This is a genomic window from Rhodococcus sp. no. 34 (assembly GCF_054589475.1).
On sequence record NZ_BAAILK010000026.1, the window covers coordinates 299744 to 318886 of the forward strand.

Sequence of the window (19143 nt, forward strand, 5' to 3'; positions counted from 1 at the left end):
AGATCCCAGTCTTCGTCGGACATGTTGAACAGCATCCGGTCGCGTACGACGCCGGCATTGTTGACGACGATGTCGACACTGCCGAACTGCCCCTGCGCTGCTTCCATCAGTGCGTCGGCGGTAGAACGCTCACCGACGTTGCCTGCCACGAATTCGACTTTGGCGCCGAGACCGCGGATCTCCTCGAGCGTTGCTTCGACGGCCTCGTTCGGGGCCAGATCGTTGACGACCAACGACGCACCGGCCTTCGCCAGACCGATGGCCTCGAACTTTCCGAGCCCCGATCCGGCACCGGTCACGATGGCGACCTTGCCTTCGAGACTGGTTTCTGGGCTGTTCACAGCATTCATCGAAGCGCTCTCCCGGTTCTCTGCGGTCGTGTGTCGAGTTACCCGGCTCGATTGCCGTGACCCACGAGTTCGCAACTTTAGAACGTGTTCTTGTTTTGGGCAACCATCGTCACGGATGTTCGGTCAGTGCCGCGCGCGGGCACTGAGCGATCGCGGAACGGACATCCTCCCAGCGATCCTCCGGTGGGCGCACAGAACTGATCACGAGCTCCTCGTTGTCGTCGAGGTCGAAAATATCGGGCGCGATCCCGACGCACACACCGTTTGCCTCGCAACGGTCCAGATCAACCCTGACCTCCATGGCGATTCCTCTTCTCTACTCACAACTGCTCACACGAACACGGATACGAAACGAGTGCCGCAGGGCTGTGCCGCACACCGTTCCTGGCGATAACACTAGAACCTGTTTCAGTCGTGTGCAATGATTCGAAAAAGTACCGAGAACGGACGTCGAACGATCCGCCGGAGACGGCGAGGGCGCCCCTTGTCGCCGATGAACGCATCGATAGAACCTGTGTCAATCGAATGGTTGACGCTTTGATTCGTATCTCTATGGAGAGGTAACCATGCACATCACCTACACCCCTGAGCAGCAACAGCTCCAGGAGGAGTTGCGTGCCTACTTCGCACAACTGATGACTCCCGAGCGGCGTGAAGCGCTCGCCGCCACGACGGGTGAGTACGGCGAAGGCAATGTGTACCGCGAAGTCGTCGCGCAGATGGGCCAGGACGGCTGGCTCACGCTGGGTTGGCCGAAAGAGTACGGCGGACAGGAACGCTCCGCGATGGACCAGCTGATCTTCACCGACGAAGCTGCCATCGCCGGTGCGCCGGTGCCGTTCCTGACGATCAATTCGGTAGCGCCGACAATCATGCATTTCGGTACGGACGAGCAGAAGGCCTTCTTCCTGCCCAAGATCTCTCGCGGTGAGCTCCACTTCGCGATCGGCTACTCCGAGCCCGAGGCCGGCACCGACCTGGCCTCTCTGCGCACGTCGGCGGTCCGTGACGGTGACGATTACGTCATCAACGGGCAGAAGATGTGGACCAGCCTGATCCAGTACGCCGACTACGTGTGGTTGGCGTGCCGCACCGATCCGGAAGCCAAGAAGCACAAGGGAATCAGCATGCTGATCGTCCCCACCACGGCAGAAGGCTTCTCCTACACACCGGTTCACACCATGGCCGGCCCCGACACCAGCGCCACCTACTACCAGGACGTGCGGGTCCCGGCGTCGTCGATCGTGGGTCAGGAACACGGCGGCTGGGCACTGATCACCAATCAGCTCAACCACGAGCGCGTTGCCCTCACCTCGGCCGGACCGATTCTGACCGCGCAGCGTGAGGTCCGCGAGTGGGCACAGAACACCAAGCTGCCCGACGGCCGACGCATGATCGACCAGGAATGGGTGCAGATCAATCTGGCTCGCGTGCATGCCAAAGCCGAGTACCTGAAGTTGATGAACTGGGAAATCGCCTCCGCAACCGATCACGCTCCCGGCCCCGAAGCTGCGTCCGCCAACAAGGTGTTCGGTACCGAATTCGCCACCGAGGCTTACCGCTTGCTGATGGAAATCCTCGGATCCTCCGCCACGATCAGGCAGAACTCCCCCGGCGCTCTTCTGCGCGGCCGCATCGAACGTATGCATCGTTCTTCGCTGATCCTGACGTTCGGCGGCGGTACCAACGAAGTGCAACGCGACATCATCGGAATGACAGCTCTGCGGCTTCCCGCATCAAAGCGATAAGGACCCACGATCATGGAATTCACCCTTACCGAGGCCCAGCAGGACCTGTCCGGCCTGACACGATCCGTAGTCACCGAACTGGTCACCAACGATCGCCTTCGTGAACTCGACGCCGCGGAAGACCGCTTCGACGCCATCTTGTGGAACGCTCTGGCCTCGGCCGGCGTCCTCGGTGCGGCCCTTCCGGAGTCGGTCGGCGGAGACGGATTCGGTGTCCTCGAGCAGTGCAGCATCCTGGCCGAACTCGGACGCGGTGTTGCAGCCGTTCCGTTCCTGACGTCCATCGTCGGATCCGCCGCAGCGATAGCGGAATTCGGCTCGGACAAGCAGCGAGACGAATGGGCGAGCGCTGCCGCCGCCGGCGAGAAGATACTCACCGCGGCCCTCGCCGAGGAATACAACGACGACCCGGCCCACCCCGTCACGCGTGCCGAGAAGACCGCCGACGGTTGGCGCATCGACGGAGCCAAGATCACCGTCGACAGTGCACCGCTCGCAGATCTGTTCCTCGTCCCCGCCATCACCGAGGACGGCGTCGCGGTCTTCCTCGTCGAACCGTCGGACGCGGGCGTGAGCATTACCAGGCAATCGACCACAGATTTCTCGAGCGCGGGTCTCGTCGAATTCGATTCGGTGCAGATCCCGGCCGATCGTGTTCTCGGCTCGGTTGCCCAGGGATCGGACATCGCGGCGTGGATCGTCGAGCGAATTCAGCTCGGTTCGACCGCCTACCAGTACGGAGTGCTCGATCAAGCGTTGAAGCTGACCGCCGAATATGCCACCGAGCGTGTGCAGTTCGGTCGACCGATCGGTAGTTTCCAGGCCGTGGCCCAGCGCCTCGCAGACGGATACATCGACGTCAAGGGTGTTCGTCTGACTCTGTGGGCTGCCGCGTGGCGTCTGAGCGAAGGACTTCCTTCCGACGGCGCTGTACAGACGGCCAAGTTCTGGGCTGCAGATGCGGGACACCGTGTCGGGCACACTGCGGTTCACGTTCACGGCGGTGTCGGTCTGGACGAGGACCATCCGGTTCACCGCTACTTCCTCGCGGCCAAGCATCACGAGTTCCTGCTCGGCAACGCAACGGATCAGCTTCGCGCGCTCGGCAAGGTACTTGCCGCAGTCCCTGCCTGAGTGCGTCCCACCGAGTGGAAATCCATGACCTGGTCCGAGACGAATCGATGATGATGCAGCTATGAGTCAGAGCCCCACTGTTTCCGATCTACTCCTCGGAGTCAGCGAGATCGACGACCGCGGTCTCCGTTTCGAGGACCAGGTCATCACCTGGCGCGAGCACGTTCAAGGCTCGTTCGATCGAGCAGCGCTGCTGGACACGCTGCTCGATCGAACGCGCCCCAGGCATTTCGGACTTCTGATGGAGAACGTCCCCGAGTTCTCGTTGCTGCTCGGAGCGGCATCGTTCTCGGGTTCGGTCGCCGCCGGGCTGAACACGACTAGGCGCGGCCCGGCATTGGCGCGAGACATTGCGCTCTCCGACTGCCAGGTCATCTTCACCGAGAACAACCAGGCACATCTACTCGACGACATCGATCTCGGCGACGTCCGGGTGATCAACGTGGATTCTCCGGCCTGGGCGGAATTGTTGGCGCCCTTCGCCGATACGCCGGCCTACGCGTCGACGGCGCAGCCCGACGATCTGTTGATGCTCATCTTCACTTCCGGAACCAGCGGTGATCCCAAAGCGGTTCGGTGCACGCACCACAAGTTGGCCTCTCCCGGCGTCATGCTTGCCGATCGTTTCGGGCTCGGCGCCGACGACGTCGTCTACATGGCGATGCCCATGTTCCATTCCAACGCGATGATGGCGGCGTGGACGGTCGCGCTGCACGCTCGTGCGGGAATTGCCATGCGACGCAAGTTCTCCGCTTCGGGTTTTCTACCCGACGTTCACAAGTACGGAATCACGTACTCCAACTACGTCGGAAAGCCGTTGTCCTTCATCGCTTCCACCCCCGAGGTGCCGAACGAGCGGGACAACACCTTGAAGATCATGTACGGCAACGAGGGTTCGGCGCCCGCCGTCGCCACCTTCGTCCGGCGCTTCGACGCTCGCGTCATCGACGGGTTCGGTTCCACCGAGGGCGGCATTTCGATCTCCGCGGCACCGGTTCCCCGGCCCGGCGCCCTCGGACTGCTCCCGGACGGCGTCAAGATCCTCGATCCCGAGACCGGAGCGCCATGCCCGCCTGCAGTCTTCGATGCCGACGGCCGGATCACCAACGCAGACGAGGCAACTGGTGAACTGGTCAATGTCACCGGCCCAGGCACATTCGCCGGGTACTACAAGAACCCGGAAGCCGACGCCGAGCGAATGCGCAACGGCCAGTACTGGAGTGGCGATCTGGCGTACACCGACGTCGACGGTTACGTCTACTTCGCGGGACGCAGTTCCGGTTGGCTGCGAGTGGACGGCGAGAACATCGGTGCCGCACCCATCGAACGCTCCCTGGTCGGTTACCCGGGCTTCGCGCAGGTGTCCGTGTACGCAGTCCCCGACAGCGACGTCGGCGACCGCGTCATGGCGTCGGTGATTCCGGTCGGCGATGTCGACAACTTCGACCCGGCAGCCGTCGCCGAATACATCGATTCCCGGCCGGAACTCGGGCCGAAGCAGAAGCCGACCTTGATCCGAGTGTGCAGTGAGTTCCCGAGAACGGCGACGTTCAAGGTGGTCACTCGAACGCAGAGCGCCGAACGCTGGAACACCTCCGATCCGGTGTGGATCCGTCGGCGTGGGGAATCCGACTTCCAATTACTCACTCCCGAAATGGCACTCGGCCTCGAGAAAACGCGAGAGCCCGTCTAGTCCGATGTCTCAGTAGTGCTGAGCAAGCGGTTTGTGCGCCGACACCGTCTTGTAGAACTCGGTGAGCCGAAGCTGTGACGCCGCTGCCTCGTCGATCACCACTGTCGCGTGTGGATGCAGTTGGAGGACCGATGCCGGGCACACCGCGGCCAGCGGCCCCTCGACGGCAGCGGCAATCGCAGCGGCCTTGTGCTCGCCGGTCGCGATCATCACCAGATGCTTTGCTTCGCAGATAGTTCCGAGGCCCTGGGTGATCACGTGCCGTGGTACGTCGTCCGGACTCTCGAAGAATCGGGCGTTGTCGGTTCGAGTCTGTTCCGTCAGCGTCTTGACCCTGGTCCTCGAATTCAGTGAGGACGTCGGTTCGTTGAAACCGATGTGACCGTTGCCGCCGATGCCCAGAAGTTGTACGTCCACCGGACCATTCGACGCAATCGCCCGGTCGTAGGCTGCCGCGGCGGCAAATGGATCCGGCGCGGTTCCGTCGGGGCTGAATACCCTTGCCGCGTCCAGGTCCAGGTGATTCACCAGCTCGGTGCGGATCACCTGGGCATACGACTCAGGGTGGCCTTCCGGCAGGCCGACGTATTCGTCCAACAGGAACGCCTGCACGCCGGCAAAACTCAACCCTTCCTCGCGGTGACGGCGCGCGAGTTCGCGGTACACCGAGAGCGGTGAAGATCCTGTCGCCAGGCCCAAAGTCCGTGCACCTGAATGCACCGCGTGTTCGAAGATGTCGGCAACAACGGTGCCGGCCGCCTCCGCACTGTCGACAATGACAATTTCCATCGGTTGATTCCTCAGCTTTCGGTGTAGTTCATGAGCCAGTTCCCAGCGGCCATGACGGCGCGCGTTTCGAGTTCTGGACCGGTGACGATCAGATCGGCGCGGCAACCCGGCACGAGATCGCCGACTATTCCGGCCAGCCCCATCAGCGCAGCAGGCGTTGCCGTCGCTGCGATGACAGCCGAAAGCAGATCGACGCCCGCGTGATTGACGGCTCTGCGGACAATGTCCATCAACCGACTCGTCCCGCCGGCAATGGCCGTGTCCCCCTGGCCGGCCAGCCGCGCCACGCCACCGACCACGTCGACGTCGAGAGGTCCGAGTGGGTAGCGCCCGTCGGGCATTCCCGCCGCAGCCATCGCGTCGGAGACCAACGCGATCTGATGCGGACCGACCAGATCGAACACCGTCGCCACCGTCTCGTCGGCGAGATGTACTCCGTCCCCGATCAACTCGACCACCATCTGTCCTTTCGCGGCCGCGGCAAGACACGCCGCCACTGCGCCGGGAGCGCGATGATGCATCGGAGCCATACCGTTGAACAGGTGAGTGGCACTGAGCGGTGCATGCGCCGAGTGTGCGATCGAACGTGTCGCAATCGGGTTGGACGCATCGGTGTGTCCGATACTCACGACGGCCCGGTGACGCTCCAGCAATGAGGCAAGTTCGCCGAAGTGTGCTGTCTCCGGAGCGATCGTCATCGAGCGGATGTGCCCGCGGCCGGCTTCGAGCAGCGACTCGAGCAGAGCCGGGTCGCCGTCGAGAATGCTGTCGGGATCCTGGGCGCCACAACGGAGTACCGACAGGAATGGACCTTCCAGGTGAATTCCGGCCAGCGTGCCCTCGTCCACCAGTCCTGCCAGGAGCTCGATGCGACTGCGCAGGATCTGCGGCGGCGCAGAGACGAGCGAGCCGATCACCGAGGTCGTGCCGTTCGTCCGGTGGTGATCGGCAGCCACGGTGGATCCGAACTCGTCTGCCTCGGGGAAACCGAATCCGCCGGCGCCGTGGCAGTGAACGTCCACCAACCCCGGGATGATCGTTGTCCCCGCAGCTGCCCGTTCGGGTAACGGGTCGGTTCGCTGCGACGCGGGCCCGGCCCACACCACACGATTACCGGAAATCTCGACGACCCCGTCCGGAAGCAGTTGCCCACCGGTCACCAGTTGTCCACGCAGAATTTGTCCACGAAGTATCACGACATCACCTGCGGTACAACGGGAACTTCGGGATCTGCGATCGACAACTCGCGGAGCACGGCGTCCGCGAGCACGTAGTGCCCTTGTTCGTTCGGATGGAATGCGTCAGCCAGGAGAGCCGGCGGTGGACCATCGGGAGAATGGGCCGTCCACTGCGCGTAGTGGTCGACGAACACCACGCGCGTCGAGGCGGCAACGTGCCGCACGACCTCGACGTACTGAACCAATCCCGCTCTGGTGGGCGCATTCTCGACGTCGATCGGTGGCGGCGTCTGCAGGATCGGCACTGCACCGATCGCTCGCGTCCGGAAGATCGTGTCCGAGAGGTCGTCTCGAAACCGCTCCAGTCCTTCTTCGCCATCCAATGCGTCATTCGTACCGAGCATGATCAACACCACCGAGGGTTCGAACACTTCGATGCGGTGTGCGAAACCCGCACGCACATCGGAGGATCGATTGCCGCTCACCCCGGTATTGACAAGGACGTGGTTGAACAAGGAAAGTTCACCACGGACGCGCTCGGCGCAGTGTTCGACGTAACTTCGATGACCGTCGGTGTGCGTCAATCCCTGAGTGATGCTGTCGCCGGTGAAGACCCACCGTATCGGCGTCGAGGAGTCTACGAGCAAAGTCTCCAGTCGAATCCGTTCAGCAGTCCTGGACTTCAAAGCCTTCGACGTCGGGGTCACACCCTCTGCCTTTCGGCGCCCGATACTGCGGCTGCAAATTTCGACGTGATGAACGCCGGATCCGTGATTGCGGTTCCGACAACCACCGAGTCTGCACCCAGGGCGATGGCGCGTGCCGCATCCTCCGGGCTGTGGTACCGCCCCTCGGCGATGAGGACTGCATCTGGAAGTGCCTGCCGCAGTTCCGAGATCAGCTCCAGGTCCGGGCCGGCCAGCCGTCGGCTGTTCTCGGTATATCCCGCCAGTGTGCTGGAGATGACGTCGGCGCCCGCCGCGGCGGCAGCGATGCCGTCCTCGAGTGTTCCACAGTCGGCCATGACGAGGCCGCCGCGATCATGGACCGCGTCGACGGTGTCGGCAAAGGTCAGCCCGTCCGGACGTGGCCGCAGTGTGGCATCGGCAGCCACGATCTGCGCACCCGAGTCCACGACTTCGAGGGCTGATTCCCTTGTCGGCGTGATGAAGACGCCTTCGGAGCCGATCTTCGTCAATCCGATCACCGGTACCTTCACTGCCGACACGACTGCTGCGACATCCGGGGTACCGCCCACGCCGCCGCAGCGGATCGCCACCGCTCCTCCGTCGACCGCGGCGCGGGCCATCCTCTCGATGGTCCCGGTGTCGCGCAGGGCATGGCCGTGTCCGGCCTGACAGGACACGATCAGCTTCCCGCTGATGATCGTGAGCAATTCTTCGACAGTCACGGTGTTACCTCGATTCGTGTTGCGGCGGCCAGGAGCGCAGCGCCGACGAGCGGCGCATCGGTGCCCAAACGAGCAGGAAGAATGGCGGTTTCGGCAATGGGGCCCATCGCTTCCACCCGGAAAGCGGACGTCAGCGGAGACAGGAGGTCGGCTCCGATCTGGGCTGCGCCGCCGCCGATGACGATCACCTCGGGATCGAATGCAGTCGCGATGCCGGCCAGGACGCGGCCCAGCAGAGTACCGGCGTCGGAGACCACGGCACGGGCGATCGGATCGCCCGAGTGCATGAGCGCCACCACTGCCTGTAACGGTTGAGTGGGCACACCCGCCCGCGCTGCGTACTCGGCTGCCATCGCCGGGCCAGACGCGACTGCCTCGAGGTGATCGGTTCTGCCGCAACCGCAACCTATCGCCCCGGAGACCGGAACCAACAGATGCGCGAGCTCGCCGGCTGTTCCGTGGGCACCGTGGTACAGCTGACCGCCCACGGTCAACGCGCCACCGATTCCGGTACCGATCGAGACGAACAGTGCAGAGGTTCGACCGCGACCGGCGCCGATCATGTTCTCGCCGTGAGCCATCGCGCGCACGTCGTTGTCCACCGTCACCGGTAGGCCTGAGTGTGCCTCGAATTCTCCGCGAACCTCGGCGCCACTCCATCCAGACAGAATGTCGGAGGCGAAGACGACGCGGCCACGCACCCGATCGATGATTCCCGGTGCACCGACTCCGATTCCGGCTACCGTGTGATTCGCCCTCAGACGGTCGATCAACGCGGTAGCGGTCCCGAGAACGGCTTCCCTACCCGCCGTCGGTGTTGCCGCACGAACGGTGTCGATCACGTCTCCGTCGGACGTCACCACCGCGGCAGCCACTTTGGTGCCGCCGATGTCGATACCGATCCATCGCTTCTGCCCAGATGTCATGTCAGAGGAGCCCGGCCTGTTCCAGAACGACCTTGATCGTTGCGGTCTCGGACTCGTCGAGCGAGAGCATCGGCGCGCACATCGTGTTGCCGGTGATGACGCCGCGCAGGGCCAGAGCCGTCTTGAACGCGCCCAGACCCGCGGCACCGGCACTGACGCGACCCGGTGTCGGCGCCTCGACGATGGAGAACAGTTCGGTGAGTCGATCCTGCTCGGCCTTAGCTGCGGCCCAGTCTCCTGCCTGCGCAGCGCGCCACAGTCGTACGTAGCCGTGCGGGTCCACGTTGGCCAGGCCGGGCACTGCGCCCGAAGCACCCATCAGCAGGCATCCGTCGACGACTACCTCGTGCCCGGTGAAGACGGCGAAGTTTTCGAGCCCGGCCGACTGACGGAGCAACATACGGAAACTGACGTCGTCGCCGCTCGAATCCTTCACGCCGGCGATGACTCCCTCGCGACCGAGCTCGACCAGCATTGCCGGGCTGAGCTTGCTGTGGACACGAACCGGGACGTCGTAGGCGAACAACGGAAGATCCACTGCGGCGTGGATGGAGCGGAAATGCGTTGCCGTCTCGGCTGCATCGGTGATCGCGTAGAACGGCGCCGTCGCGACGATGGCATCCGCACCCGCCTCGCGCGCCTGCTCGGCGACGGCGATGACCCGGTTGGTGGTCATGTCGTTCACTCCGACGAGGACCGGTACCTGGCCGCCGACGTGACCGATGGCCGTCTGCACCACCTGGGCGCGCTGAGCGTCGGTGAGGTAACCGACCTCACCCGAGGAACCGAGGACGAACAAGCCGTCGACTCCGGCTTCGATCTGCAGTGAGAGCAGGCGTTCGAGCGACGTGGTGTCGACCTCGCCCTCGAGCGTCAGTGGTGTGACGATCGGCGGGACGATTCCGCTGAAGGTGGTGGTTTCCGTGCTCATGGGGTCTCCATATGTTGGTTGTCGGATTGAGTTGTGGGTGCGGCTGTCAGGGAGAAACGGAGACCGGCTGACCGCTCGAGGCGGACAGATAGGCAGCATCGATCACGCGCATCGACGCGCGGGCGTCTGCCACGGTGTAGTCGGGTTCGGTCCGTGTGGGAAGTCGATCGAGCACGTGAGAGAGAAAGCTCGACACCGCGTTGTCCGAACCGAAGCCGCCGATGGGTAGTGCGGTCACGTCTCCCGAGGCCGCGAAGTGGGTCACCGCGGGTTTGTCGTCGTCGGAACTCGCGTATCCGTGGGATCCGAGGACGCGAACCGTCGCGGTATTCGCGCCGAAACCCGGTGCTGCGGGGATTCTTCCGACGGTCACCGTCGCGGTGACGCCGTTTTCCAGGGCGAGCGAGATCAACGCCGTGTCTTCGACTCCGAACTGCTGGTGGGCCCCGCCGTAGAGTGTGCTCGTCTCGGCGTACACCTCGGTGACGTCCAGGCCGGTGAGGTATCGGAGGTAGTCGGCGGCGTAACCGGCGAAGTTCACTACTTCTCCCCCGCCGGAAAGCGCGGGATCCACCACCAGTTCGGGACGCTCGACAGACGTCGCGAAATGTGTTCCGCTTGCGAGGAACTCGATGTCGACGTGGCGCGGCAGTCCGAGATTTCCGGCGTCGATCCATCGGCGCAGTCGCCGGAGCGCAGGTGAATGAGTGCGGTTCACCACCGTGCAGATTCGCCCGTTCGACCGTGCGGCTTGCTGAACCGCCGCGGCCTCCGCCTCGTCGACGCCCACCGGCTTGTCCACCAGGACGTCGAGTCCGGCGTTCAATGCGGCAATCGCAAGCCGCGCATGCCTGGTCGGCTCACTGCAGATGATCGCCAGGTCAATCCGTTCGGGGTCGAGCAACTCGCCGAGTTCGTCGATCCACTCGATGTCTGCGGCCTTTGCCATCGCGATCCCGTCCTCACGAATCCAATCGGGGACCGAGGATTCGTCGGAGGCCCCGACCAGGCTCACTCGAGGATCGGATCGCAACAGGTCCGCATAGGAGCCGGCATGCCTGACGCCGCTGACAAATCCGACGCGGATCGAACCGGTGCCGGTCATTGGTTTTCTCCGATCGAGACAGCGCGGCCGGTGTCGAGCGATTGCTGGGCAGCGATGGCAGTCGCGAGAGCTGCACGCACCTGCCAGTTCTCGACTATCGGGCTCGCGGAACCGTCGAGAGTGGCGATCCAGTGACGCATCTGATGCGACATCGCGTCCTCGATCGACGACGGCGGCGCGTTGGTCGTGTCCGTCATCAGTCCCGGGTCGTCGCCGGTGTCGTGCGCGAGCGTGCCGGAAGTCCCCGACACCACGATCCGACGCACCATCTTTCCCGATTGTGGTAGCGCGTAGGCCAATTCGATCAGAGCCAGCGATCCGTCCTCGAAGCGAACGGTCAGATGGAAGCTGTCGTGCACGGGCATCCCCGCCGCGAAGGTGGGGAAACTACGAGCGAACACACGGGTCGGACGACGACCGATCAGCCACGTCACCAGATCGAGTGCGTGGGTTCCGTTGTGAACGGGGTGACCACCCGAACGATCCTTGTCGTGTTGCCAGCCTCGCCAGCCCCCTGGCCAGACATGGCCGGTGTACCAACTGAGATGGATCAACCGGGGGTCGCCGATGGCACCTTGTGCAACCGAGTTTCCGATCGAGGTGATCGACGGCTGGAATCGTACGGTCTGTCCGACCATCAGTGAGGTGCCGTTACCTTCGGTGGCCTCGACCATCGCGTCGAAGTCCGCGACTGTCAGCGCGGCCGGCTTCTCCACGTGCACATGCTTTCCCGCGCGGCCCGCGGCTATCGTCACGGGTGCGTGGTCGGGAGTGGCCCCGACAACGTTGACCGCCTGCACGCTCGGGTCGGCGAGAATCTTCGCCAGATCGGTACTGGCCTTCGCGCCCGGCGCCAACGCCGCAACCGATGCGGCCCGGTCCAAGTCACTGCCGAATACGTAGGCGACTTCGACCGACGGGATTCGCGCCAAGGCGCTGACGTGGTCCCGCGCGATTCCGCCGCTACCTATGACGGCTACACGCACCGTCACTTGGCACTTCCCGAGAGCGCTGCCGGTTCGCCGCCACCGAGTCGCACCTGTTCGGCGACGACGAGTGCGCGTTCACGTGCGTACGTCAACGGCGAGTCGGGATCAGCCTTGCCGTCGAGAACTGCTGCCATCTCGTCGATTTCGTGACGAATCGCAGCCTGCATCCACAGCGAGGATCCTCCGTTTCCCGAGTTGTACTTCTGCGTCCTGCTCGCAGCGTCGATCAACGATTGGTTCTCGGCGTCGACGTCGAAGATCGGCCACGACTCTACGACCTGTCCCCCGCGCAGTCGGCTGACCCGGCCGGTATGGAAGTCCGCGTGGACCGAACCTTCGATGGCATCGACGGTCAGCTGCCACGACGAAGTGTGTGAACGCGTTGAGATAGTGTGTCTGCCGATCGCGCCGCCGGCGAACGACACCACTGTGTTGCGGAAGCCGTCGTCCGCGGTGGCGATGCTCGACACGGCAGTCACCTCGCCGCCGAGCCAGCACATCAGGTCCAGTTCGTGAATCTCGTGAGTCAGTTCTCCACCCGTTCGGCTCTTGTCGAGCTTCCACCACTGTGGATCTGCGCCGTCGGTGTCGATCCAGCGTGAGCGAGACGTTTCGATCGCAGCGACCTCGCCGAGCTCCCCCGACGCCAGCAAGTCCGCCAGACGTCGTACACCCGGCATCATCCGCATGATGTGCCCGACCATCAACGGCGAACCGCTCGCGTCGGCGCTCGCGATCATGTTCTGCGCATCGACCAGTTCGACGGCGAGCGGCTTCTCGACAAAAACTGCCTTGCCGTGTTCGAGCGCCGCGATGGCAGGTTCGGCGTGCGCGTGATTGGGCGTCGCGACGACAACGAGGGCCAACTCCGGGTGAGCGGCCACCGCGTCGTGATCGTCTGTCGGGGTTGCCGAGAACTCTGCGGCGACGTCCTTGGCCCGCTCGAAGTCACGGTCGCACAGCATCGTCAGTTCGAAACGTGGATGGGCAGCCAGCTCGCGAGCGAGGGAACTACCGAAGAATCCGCAACCGACCACACCGACTTTGTATCGGGTCATGAAGTCTCCAAAGATTGGATGAGGGATGTCCTATGTTATACGGCCAGCGTCATCGGTCGTCAATTCGACGTCGGTAACACAGTCTTCATCTATGCAGGTGAGCGCACTATTTTTGGCTCGAAACCGGCAAAACGTCGAAGTTCGGCGCCGCCAGTTCCGAAGATTCTCTAGACGCTTTCTGATCCACAATGTAAGTTACGCAACATCGGACGTCGAACATAGGACATCCCCTATCCACTCCCTTGATGTCCCGCTCCCCGCCTTGGAGGCCGCCTTGAAGAACGAACGACCGCTGAGCTCCGCGTTCACCCGCCGAGACCTGTTCCGGTACACCGGGCTACTGGGAGCTGCAGCAGGTATCACCGCGACTCTCGCGGCGTGTGGCGGCGGGCCGTCATCGACCTCGGTTGTCGGCGGTTCCGCGAGCACCGGCGATCTGACCACCGCCATCGGATACGGCAACGACCAGAGCTTCGACCCGATGCAGACTGCATCCGGTTTCCTCATGGCAGCGGTCAACCACGTCTACGAGGGACTGCTCGAAAACGATCCAGGCACCGGTGAGACGTATGCGGCGCTCGCACAGGCCGTCCCGACCGACGCCACCGCCTCGAGCTGGACCATGAAAATCCGCGAGGGAGCAACCTGGCACGACGGCACTCCGGTCACCTCGGACGACGTCGTCTTCACCTTCGATCGCATCCTCGATCCACAGCAGAACGTACTGATCCGCTCCTTCTTCTCCTCCTGGCTGCAGTCCGTCACCAAGGTCGACGACCAAACGGTGACCCTGAACTTCAACTACCCGTTCAGCGCTGCCGCACAGCGTCTCTCGATCGCCAAGATCATGCCCAAGCACGTCTTCGACGGCCACTGGGACGAGGCCAAGTCCGGAGCGCTGGTCGTCGGTTCCGGTCCGTACAAGCTCAAGAGCCACACCCCCAAGAGCAACACAGCTTTCGAGGCCTTCGAGGCGTACAACGGGCCGCGTCCGGCCAACTTCGCGACCATGAACTGGCTCTCCATCGTCGACACCTCCTCACGCATCGCGCGCGTCTCGGGCAACAATGCCGGTGCACAACTCGCCGACAACATCCCCGTCGCCAACGTCCCCACTCTGACCTCCGGTGGGCGCACCGTCGAGGGCAACCCGGGCATGAACCTCATGTACCTGCTCTTCGACACCACTCAGGCACCGTTCGACGACGTTCGTGTTCGCCAGGCGATGTTCTACGCGATCAACACCCCGAAGATGATCGAGATCGCCCTCGGCGGCAAGGCAGCACCGGCCACGAGCTACCTGTACGAGCGCAACCCCGACTACGCGCGAGCGTCCACCGTCTACTCGTACGATCCGGACAAGGCCCGCTCACTCCTCGCTGCCGCCGGCGTCAGTGGCCTCGACCTGACACTGCTCTCCACCAACGTCAGCTGGCTGGCCGACTGCTTGCCGACCATCAAAGAGTCTTGGGACGCAGTCGGATTCAACACGACGCTCGAACCGCAGGACACCAGCGCCATGGTGAGCAAGCTCAACAGCGGCCAGAAGTTCCAGATCGCCGCCGGTACGTCCAACCCGCAGGCATTCGGCAGCGACGTCGACCTTCTCGTCCGCTACACGTACAGCAAGGGCGGCTTGTGGACGAAGACCTACGCCAAGTGGGACGACACCCCCGAAGCGCAGAAGATCTACGCCACCATGGACGAAGCCACCCGCGAGACCGACCCGGCAAAGCGCAGCACCCTCGTGCAGTCGTACCTGAACCAGATCGCCGAAAATGCTGTCTACTACCCGGTTCTCCATCAGGAACTCCTGACTGCGTGGGATCCGAAGAAGATCGCCGACGTCACTCCGCTGCCGTACCCCGGCGTCAACCTGCTTCAGGCGAAGCCGGCCTGATACCCGCCCGCTCGGCCGTTTCCCACAACTGAGAGATCCCCCGATGGCAAGAGTCCTCCCCATGCTGATCAGGCGATTACTGATACTGATCCCCCTGATCCTCGGCATCATCGCGTTCGTCTTCATCGTGATGCAGTTCGCGCCCACCGATCCCGCAACCGCGGCGTTCAACGGTGGCAACCCGACTGCGGAACAGCTGCAGCAGTTCAAGGAAGAGAACGGACTGCTCGATCCGCTTCCGCTGCAATACGTTCACTTCGTGACCGATCTGGTCAGCGGCAACATGGGTGACAGTCTGATTTCCGGTACCCCGGTGTTGGATTCGATCTCCACCGCTCTGCCACTGACCATTCAGCTCACGGTTCTCGGACTGGTGATCGCCATCGTGCTCTCGCTGATCTTCGGCGTCACCAGCGCACTGTTCCGCGATCGTTGGCCGGATCAGGTCATCCGAGTGATCTCCCTCGGTGGTGTGGCGGCACCGTCATTCTGGTTGGCACTGCTGATGATTCAGTATCTGGCTGTTCAACTCGGATGGTTCCCCACCGGTGGCTACGTCAATCCGAGCGACTCCGTCAGCGACTGGCTCTGGTACATGGCGCTCCCGGCGCTGTCCCTGTCACTGCCCGTCGCAGCACAACTCACGCGCATCATCCGCACGTCGATGGTCGAGGAGTTGGACAAAGACTACGTCCGGACCGCGATCGGCAGCGGCCTGCCCTATCACGTGGTGATCGGACGGAATGTGTTGCGTAACGCACTGATCAACCCGCTCACCGTCCTGGGTCTACGAGTCGGTTATCTCCTCGGTGGCGCTGTGGTCATCGAGCAGATCTTCGGCCTGCCCGGCATGGGTCAGCTCATGATCAACGGCGTCACCAACGGTGACCCCGCAGTCGTTCAGGGTGTTGTCATCGTCATCGCGGTCGGCTTCGTCGTCGTCAACCTCGCCGTCGACATCCTCTACCTGCTCGTCAATCCACGACTTCGGAGCGCAGCATGATGAGAAGAAAACTCACCGAGAAGCTTTCGCGACCCGGCATCACCTTTTCTCGCTTCCCCCTCTCGGCCTGGCTGTCGATGGCGGTTCTCGCGATCATCGTGCTCGCCTGCCTCTTCGCGCCGCTGATCACGCAGTACACGCCGCTCGAACAGGCGGTGGGTACCGCGGGCCCCAGCGCCGAGCACTGGTTCGGGCAGGACAGTCTCGGTCGAGATCTGTTCAGCCGCTTGCTCTACGGCGGACGCTGGTCGCTGACCATCGGCCTCGGTTCCACCTTCCTCGCACTGTGCGCCGGCGCTCTCATCGGATCGGTGGCCGCAACGAGCCGAAAAGGCGTCGACGAGACCATCATGCGTGTGCTCGACGTGGTCATGGCGTTCCCGGGCATCGCGCTCGCTGCCGTACTCGTCGCAGCCTTCGGTGGTTCGATTCCAGTTCTGATCGTCACTATCGCGTTCCTCTACACACCGATGGTGGCTCGCGTCGTTCGCGCGAACGTTCTCGCTCAGTACGGTGAGGACTACGTCGCGGCCGAAAAGGTCATCGGCGCAAGAACTTCACACATCGTCGTCAAGCACGTCGTAGCCAACTGTGCTGCGCCCGTTCTCGTCTTCTGCACTGTCATGGTCGCCGACGCCATCGTGCTCGAGGCCAGCCTGTCGTTCATCGGAGCAGGTGTCCGTCCCCCGGATCCGTCGTGGGGATCGGTGATCGCCGACGGCAAGAACATGGTCCTTCTCGGTGGTTGGTGGGCAACGGTGTTCCCCGGTCTGCTGATTCTTCTGACGGTGCTATCCCTCAACGTGCTCGCCGAGGGCCTGACGGACGCGATGGCCGATCCGAGTCTGAAGAAGACCAAGAAGACGCCCTCCGCACTCCAAGCAGCGCAGACCGCCGCAGCGGAGGAGACCTCCAACGAACTCATTCTGGAGGACGAAGCCGCATCGGTCGCCAACACTCCGGAGTTGATCGACGACTTCGCCGACCCGAGCGTCGTGAAAGATGTCCTGAAACCGGCCGCCGAGCCGACTCCTCTCGAAACTCACCTGAAGATCCTGGCGGAAACCGAGCGATCTCGGTCCGATCGTCTTGTGTACGAGGGCGATGCCGCACCACTCCTCGAGGTCCGCAATCTCACGATCCGGTTCCCGGAACGCTACGGAGACACCGCGATCGTCGACAACGTGAGCTTCACCGTCCGTCCGAACGAGACGATGGCGCTCGTCGGCGAGTCCGGTTGCGGAAAGTCGCTCACCTCGCTGGCGATCATGGGTCTGCTACCCAAGGCGGCAGTGGTGACCGGCGAGATCCTGTTCGACGGAGTCAACGTCCTCGAGCTGAACAACCGGGAGCGAAACAAGCTGCGCGGGCACGACATGGCCATGATCTACCAGGACGCGCTGAGTTCACTGAATCCGGCGATGCTGATCCGCGCGCAGTTCAAGCAGCTCACCAAGCGCGGCGGTACCCGCACAGCCGAGGAACTGCTCGAACTCGTCGGACTCGATCCGGTGCGCACTCTCGCCAGCTACCCACACGAGCTTTCCGGTGGTCAGCGCCAGCGCGTTCTGATCGCCATGTCGCTCACCCGCAGTCCACGGTTGATCGTCGCGGACGAGCCCACCACCGCCCTCGACGTCACCGTCCAGGCCCAGGTCGTGGACTTGCTCAACGATCTTCGGGAAAAGCTGGGATTTGCAATGGTCTTCGTCAGCCACGACCTGGCTCTGGTAGCCTCCCTGGCCCACAAGATCACGGTGATGTACGCCGGTCAGGTCGTCGAGTCGGCGCCCACGAGTGATCTGCTCGTCGATCCCCGCCACGAATACACCCAGGGCCTTCTCGGTGCCGTTCTCTCTATCGAGGACGAAGCGCCGCGACTGCATCAGATTCAGGGAACTGTTCCCTCGCCCGGAAACTTCGCGGCGGGTGACCGTTTCGCCGAGCGTTCCACTCGCCCGGACTCCGACCCCCTCCGTAAGCCGGAGATGGTCCGGGTCGACGGGACCGAGCATTGGTTCGCCAACCAGTCCGCGACTCCCGTACGTACAGAATCGGAATTGGAGAGCGTGCGATGACTACAGCTGAAGCACCCATCCTGGAACTGAAGAACATTCACGTCGTCCACAAGACCCGTTCGGGATCACTGTTCAAACCGGGCACGGTTCACGCGGTCAACGATGTCAGTATCGACGTACGACGAGGGACGACGATCGGCATCGTGGGCGAGTCGGGTTGTGGCAAGTCCACTCTGGCCAAAGTCATGGTCGGACTGCAGAAGCCGACGTCGGGCGACGTGGTCTTTCGCGGCCGAAGCGCTCTGACCCGGTCGGCCGGCGTGCGCAAGGAGTTCGGCCGAGCGATCTCGATCGTCTTCCAGGATCCGGCTACCGCGCTCAATCCCCGAATGACGGTGGCCGACATCCTCACCGATCCACTCGACGTCCACGGCATCGGCAACCGCGCGAGCCGAACCGCCCGAGTTCGCGAGCTGGTCGGTTTGGTCGGACTCCCCCAATCTGCGCTCGAAGTCATCCCGAGCCAGATCTCCGGCGGTCAGCGGCAACGTGTCGCGATCGCGCGTGCACTCGCGCTCGAACCTGACGTCATCGTGGCCGACGAGCCGACGTCGGCGCTCGACGTCTCGGTGCGAGCGCAGATCCTGAATCTGCTCAGCGACATCAAGGCTCGGTTGGGGCTCGGCATGGTGTTCATCTCGCACGACATACAGACGGTGCGGTACGTCTCCGACACCATCGTCGTCATGAACGCCGGGCGGATCGTCGAGCAGGGAACGGCCCAGGAAGTATTCGACAGCCCGTCCGATGCGTACACGGCCAAACTGCTGGGTGCGGCGCCCAGCCTCCTGCAACGCACCGTTGACGTGGGTTGACCAATGGAGCGGATGACCGGACATAGGATGAAGGA

18 protein-coding genes are annotated in these 19143 nt (G+C 63.3%); 7 read left to right on the forward strand and 11 right to left on the reverse strand.

The window, feature by feature from the left end; translation table 11 throughout:
- The coding region (locus ACYP01_RS10435; protein WP_459679838.1) for an SDR family NAD(P)-dependent oxidoreductase at nucleotides 1–350 on the reverse strand (350 nt) is incomplete at its 3' end.
- A 109-nt stretch (nucleotides 351–459) separates the two neighbouring features.
- The gene (locus ACYP01_RS10440; protein ID WP_007734330.1) at nucleotides 460–651 is read right to left on the reverse strand and encodes a ferredoxin; all 192 of its coding nucleotides are present in this window, start codon (nucleotides 649–651) and stop codon (nucleotides 460–462) included.
- A 265-nt stretch (nucleotides 652–916) separates the two neighbouring features.
- On the opposite strand from ACYP01_RS10440, the gene ACYP01_RS10445 reads away from it, so the two are divergent.
- The 3 genes from ACYP01_RS10445 (at nucleotide 917) to ACYP01_RS10455 (ending at nucleotide 4925) form a co-directional block, all read left to right on the forward strand.
- On the forward strand, nucleotides 917–2098 hold the full coding sequence (locus tag ACYP01_RS10445) for an acyl-CoA dehydrogenase family protein (RefSeq protein WP_003945878.1): 1182 nt from the start codon (nucleotides 917–919) through the stop codon (nucleotides 2096–2098).
- 12 nt (nucleotides 2099–2110) lie between these two features.
- Nucleotides 2111–3232 carry an acyl-CoA dehydrogenase family protein gene (locus tag ACYP01_RS10450; protein WP_054825143.1) on the forward strand — a complete coding sequence of 374 codons (1122 nt, stop codon included), beginning with the start codon at nucleotides 2111–2113 and terminating at the stop codon, nucleotides 3230–3232.
- A gap of 61 nt (nucleotides 3233–3293) precedes the next feature.
- Entirely contained in the window at nucleotides 3294–4925 is a 1632-nt protein-coding gene (locus ACYP01_RS10455; RefSeq protein ID WP_042920426.1) for a long-chain-fatty-acid--CoA ligase, read from the forward strand.
- A gap of 9 nt (nucleotides 4926–4934) precedes the next feature.
- On the opposite strand, the gene nagB is transcribed toward ACYP01_RS10455, so the two are convergent.
- The 9 genes from nagB to ACYP01_RS10500 are packed head-to-tail and all read right to left on the reverse strand — an operon-like array spanning nucleotide 4935 to nucleotide 13312.
- A complete protein-coding gene (gene nagB, locus ACYP01_RS10460; RefSeq protein ID WP_054188081.1) occupies nucleotides 4935–5714 on the reverse strand; it encodes a glucosamine-6-phosphate deaminase in 780 nt (259 codons plus the stop codon).
- A gap of 11 nt (nucleotides 5715–5725) precedes the next feature.
- Complete coding sequence (locus ACYP01_RS10465; protein ID WP_459679842.1) at nucleotides 5726–6910, reverse strand: N-acetylglucosamine-6-phosphate deacetylase; 1185 nt, start codon at nucleotides 6908–6910, stop codon at nucleotides 5726–5728.
- Complete coding sequence (locus tag ACYP01_RS10470) at nucleotides 6907–7539, reverse strand: SGNH/GDSL hydrolase family protein (protein ID WP_459679845.1); 633 nt, start codon at nucleotides 7537–7539, stop codon at nucleotides 6907–6909. Before ACYP01_RS10470 ends, ACYP01_RS10465 begins: the two co-directional genes overlap by 4 nt.
- Nucleotides 7540–7595: 56 nt before the next feature.
- Nucleotides 7596–8303, reverse strand: a complete 708-nt coding sequence (locus tag ACYP01_RS10475) for an N-acetylmannosamine-6-phosphate 2-epimerase (protein WP_070161471.1) — start codon at nucleotides 8301–8303, stop codon at nucleotides 7596–7598.
- Nucleotides 8300–9229: an ROK family protein gene (locus tag ACYP01_RS10480; RefSeq protein ID WP_070161469.1), complete on the reverse strand. Its 930-nt coding sequence runs from the start codon at nucleotides 9227–9229 to the stop codon at nucleotides 8300–8302. The genes ACYP01_RS10475 and ACYP01_RS10480 overlap by 4 nt, the downstream gene beginning before the upstream one ends.
- A gap of 1 nt (nucleotide 9230) precedes the next feature.
- Nucleotides 9231–10160 (reverse strand): dihydrodipicolinate synthase family protein, encoded by a 930-nt coding sequence (locus ACYP01_RS10485; RefSeq protein WP_211921488.1) that lies wholly within the window; start codon nucleotides 10158–10160, stop codon nucleotides 9231–9233.
- Between the two features lie 46 nt (nucleotides 10161–10206).
- A complete protein-coding gene (locus ACYP01_RS10490; protein ID WP_007734307.1) occupies nucleotides 10207–11265 on the reverse strand; it encodes a Gfo/Idh/MocA family protein in 1059 nt (352 codons plus the stop codon).
- Nucleotides 11262–12257 carry a Gfo/Idh/MocA family protein gene (locus ACYP01_RS10495; RefSeq protein WP_158170170.1) on the reverse strand — a complete coding sequence of 332 codons (996 nt, stop codon included), beginning with the start codon at nucleotides 12255–12257 and terminating at the stop codon, nucleotides 11262–11264. The genes ACYP01_RS10490 and ACYP01_RS10495 overlap by 4 nt, the downstream gene beginning before the upstream one ends.
- Complete coding sequence (locus tag ACYP01_RS10500; protein WP_064111894.1) at nucleotides 12254–13312, reverse strand: Gfo/Idh/MocA family protein; 1059 nt, start codon at nucleotides 13310–13312, stop codon at nucleotides 12254–12256. Before ACYP01_RS10500 ends, ACYP01_RS10495 begins: the two co-directional genes overlap by 4 nt.
- Before the next feature lie 274 nt (nucleotides 13313–13586).
- On the opposite strand from ACYP01_RS10500, the gene ACYP01_RS10505 reads away from it, so the two are divergent.
- The 4 genes from ACYP01_RS10505 to ACYP01_RS10520 are packed head-to-tail and all read left to right on the forward strand — an operon-like array spanning nucleotide 13587 to nucleotide 19108.
- Nucleotides 13587–15212 (forward strand): ABC transporter substrate-binding protein, encoded by a 1626-nt coding sequence (locus tag ACYP01_RS10505; protein ID WP_003945716.1) that lies wholly within the window; start codon nucleotides 13587–13589, stop codon nucleotides 15210–15212.
- Between the two features lie 43 nt (nucleotides 15213–15255).
- On the forward strand, nucleotides 15256–16215 hold the full coding sequence (locus ACYP01_RS10510) for an ABC transporter permease (RefSeq protein WP_003945671.1): 960 nt from the start codon (nucleotides 15256–15258) through the stop codon (nucleotides 16213–16215).
- A complete protein-coding gene (locus ACYP01_RS10515) occupies nucleotides 16215–18293 on the forward strand; it encodes a dipeptide/oligopeptide/nickel ABC transporter permease/ATP-binding protein (RefSeq protein WP_249342998.1) in 2079 nt (692 codons plus the stop codon). The genes ACYP01_RS10510 and ACYP01_RS10515 overlap by 1 nt, the downstream gene beginning before the upstream one ends.
- On the forward strand, nucleotides 18290–19108 hold the full coding sequence (locus ACYP01_RS10520; protein WP_003945888.1) for an ABC transporter ATP-binding protein: 819 nt from the start codon (nucleotides 18290–18292) through the stop codon (nucleotides 19106–19108). The genes ACYP01_RS10515 and ACYP01_RS10520 overlap by 4 nt, the downstream gene beginning before the upstream one ends.
- Nucleotides 19109–19143 lie beyond the last annotated feature (35 nt).

What these genes read in the sequence shown, in the direction of transcription:
- ACYP01_RS10440 (WP_007734330.1), bottom strand. Translation starts at nt 651, where the DNA reads ATGGAGGTCAGGGTTGATCTGGACCGTTGCGAGGCAAACGGTGTGTGC.
- ACYP01_RS10445 (WP_003945878.1), top strand. Translation starts at nt 917, where the DNA reads ATGCACATCACCTACACCCCTGAGCAGCAACAGCTCCAGGAGGAGTTG.
- ACYP01_RS10450 (WP_054825143.1), top strand. Translation starts at nt 2,111, where the DNA reads ATGGAATTCACCCTTACCGAGGCCCAGCAGGACCTGTCCGGCCTGACA.
- ACYP01_RS10455 (WP_042920426.1), top strand. Translation starts at nt 3,294, where the DNA reads ATGAGTCAGAGCCCCACTGTTTCCGATCTACTCCTCGGAGTCAGCGAG.
- nagB (WP_054188081.1), bottom strand. Translation starts at nt 5,714, where the DNA reads ATGGAAATTGTCATTGTCGACAGTGCGGAGGCGGCCGGCACCGTTGTT.
- ACYP01_RS10480 (WP_070161469.1), bottom strand. Translation starts at nt 9,229, where the DNA reads ATGACATCTGGGCAGAAGCGATGGATCGGTATCGACATCGGCGGCACC.
- ACYP01_RS10485 (WP_211921488.1), bottom strand. Translation starts at nt 10,160, where the DNA reads ATGAGCACGGAAACCACCACCTTCAGCGGAATCGTCCCGCCGATCGTC.
- ACYP01_RS10490 (WP_007734307.1), bottom strand. Translation starts at nt 11,265, where the DNA reads ATGACCGGCACCGGTTCGATCCGCGTCGGATTTGTCAGCGGCGTCAGG.
- ACYP01_RS10500 (WP_064111894.1), bottom strand. Translation starts at nt 13,312, where the DNA reads ATGACCCGATACAAAGTCGGTGTGGTCGGTTGCGGATTCTTCGGTAGT.
- ACYP01_RS10510 (WP_003945671.1), top strand. Translation starts at nt 15,256, where the DNA reads ATGGCAAGAGTCCTCCCCATGCTGATCAGGCGATTACTGATACTGATC.
- ACYP01_RS10515 (WP_249342998.1), top strand. Translation starts at nt 16,215, where the DNA reads ATGAGAAGAAAACTCACCGAGAAGCTTTCGCGACCCGGCATCACCTTT.
- ACYP01_RS10520 (WP_003945888.1), top strand. Translation starts at nt 18,290, where the DNA reads ATGACTACAGCTGAAGCACCCATCCTGGAACTGAAGAACATTCACGTC.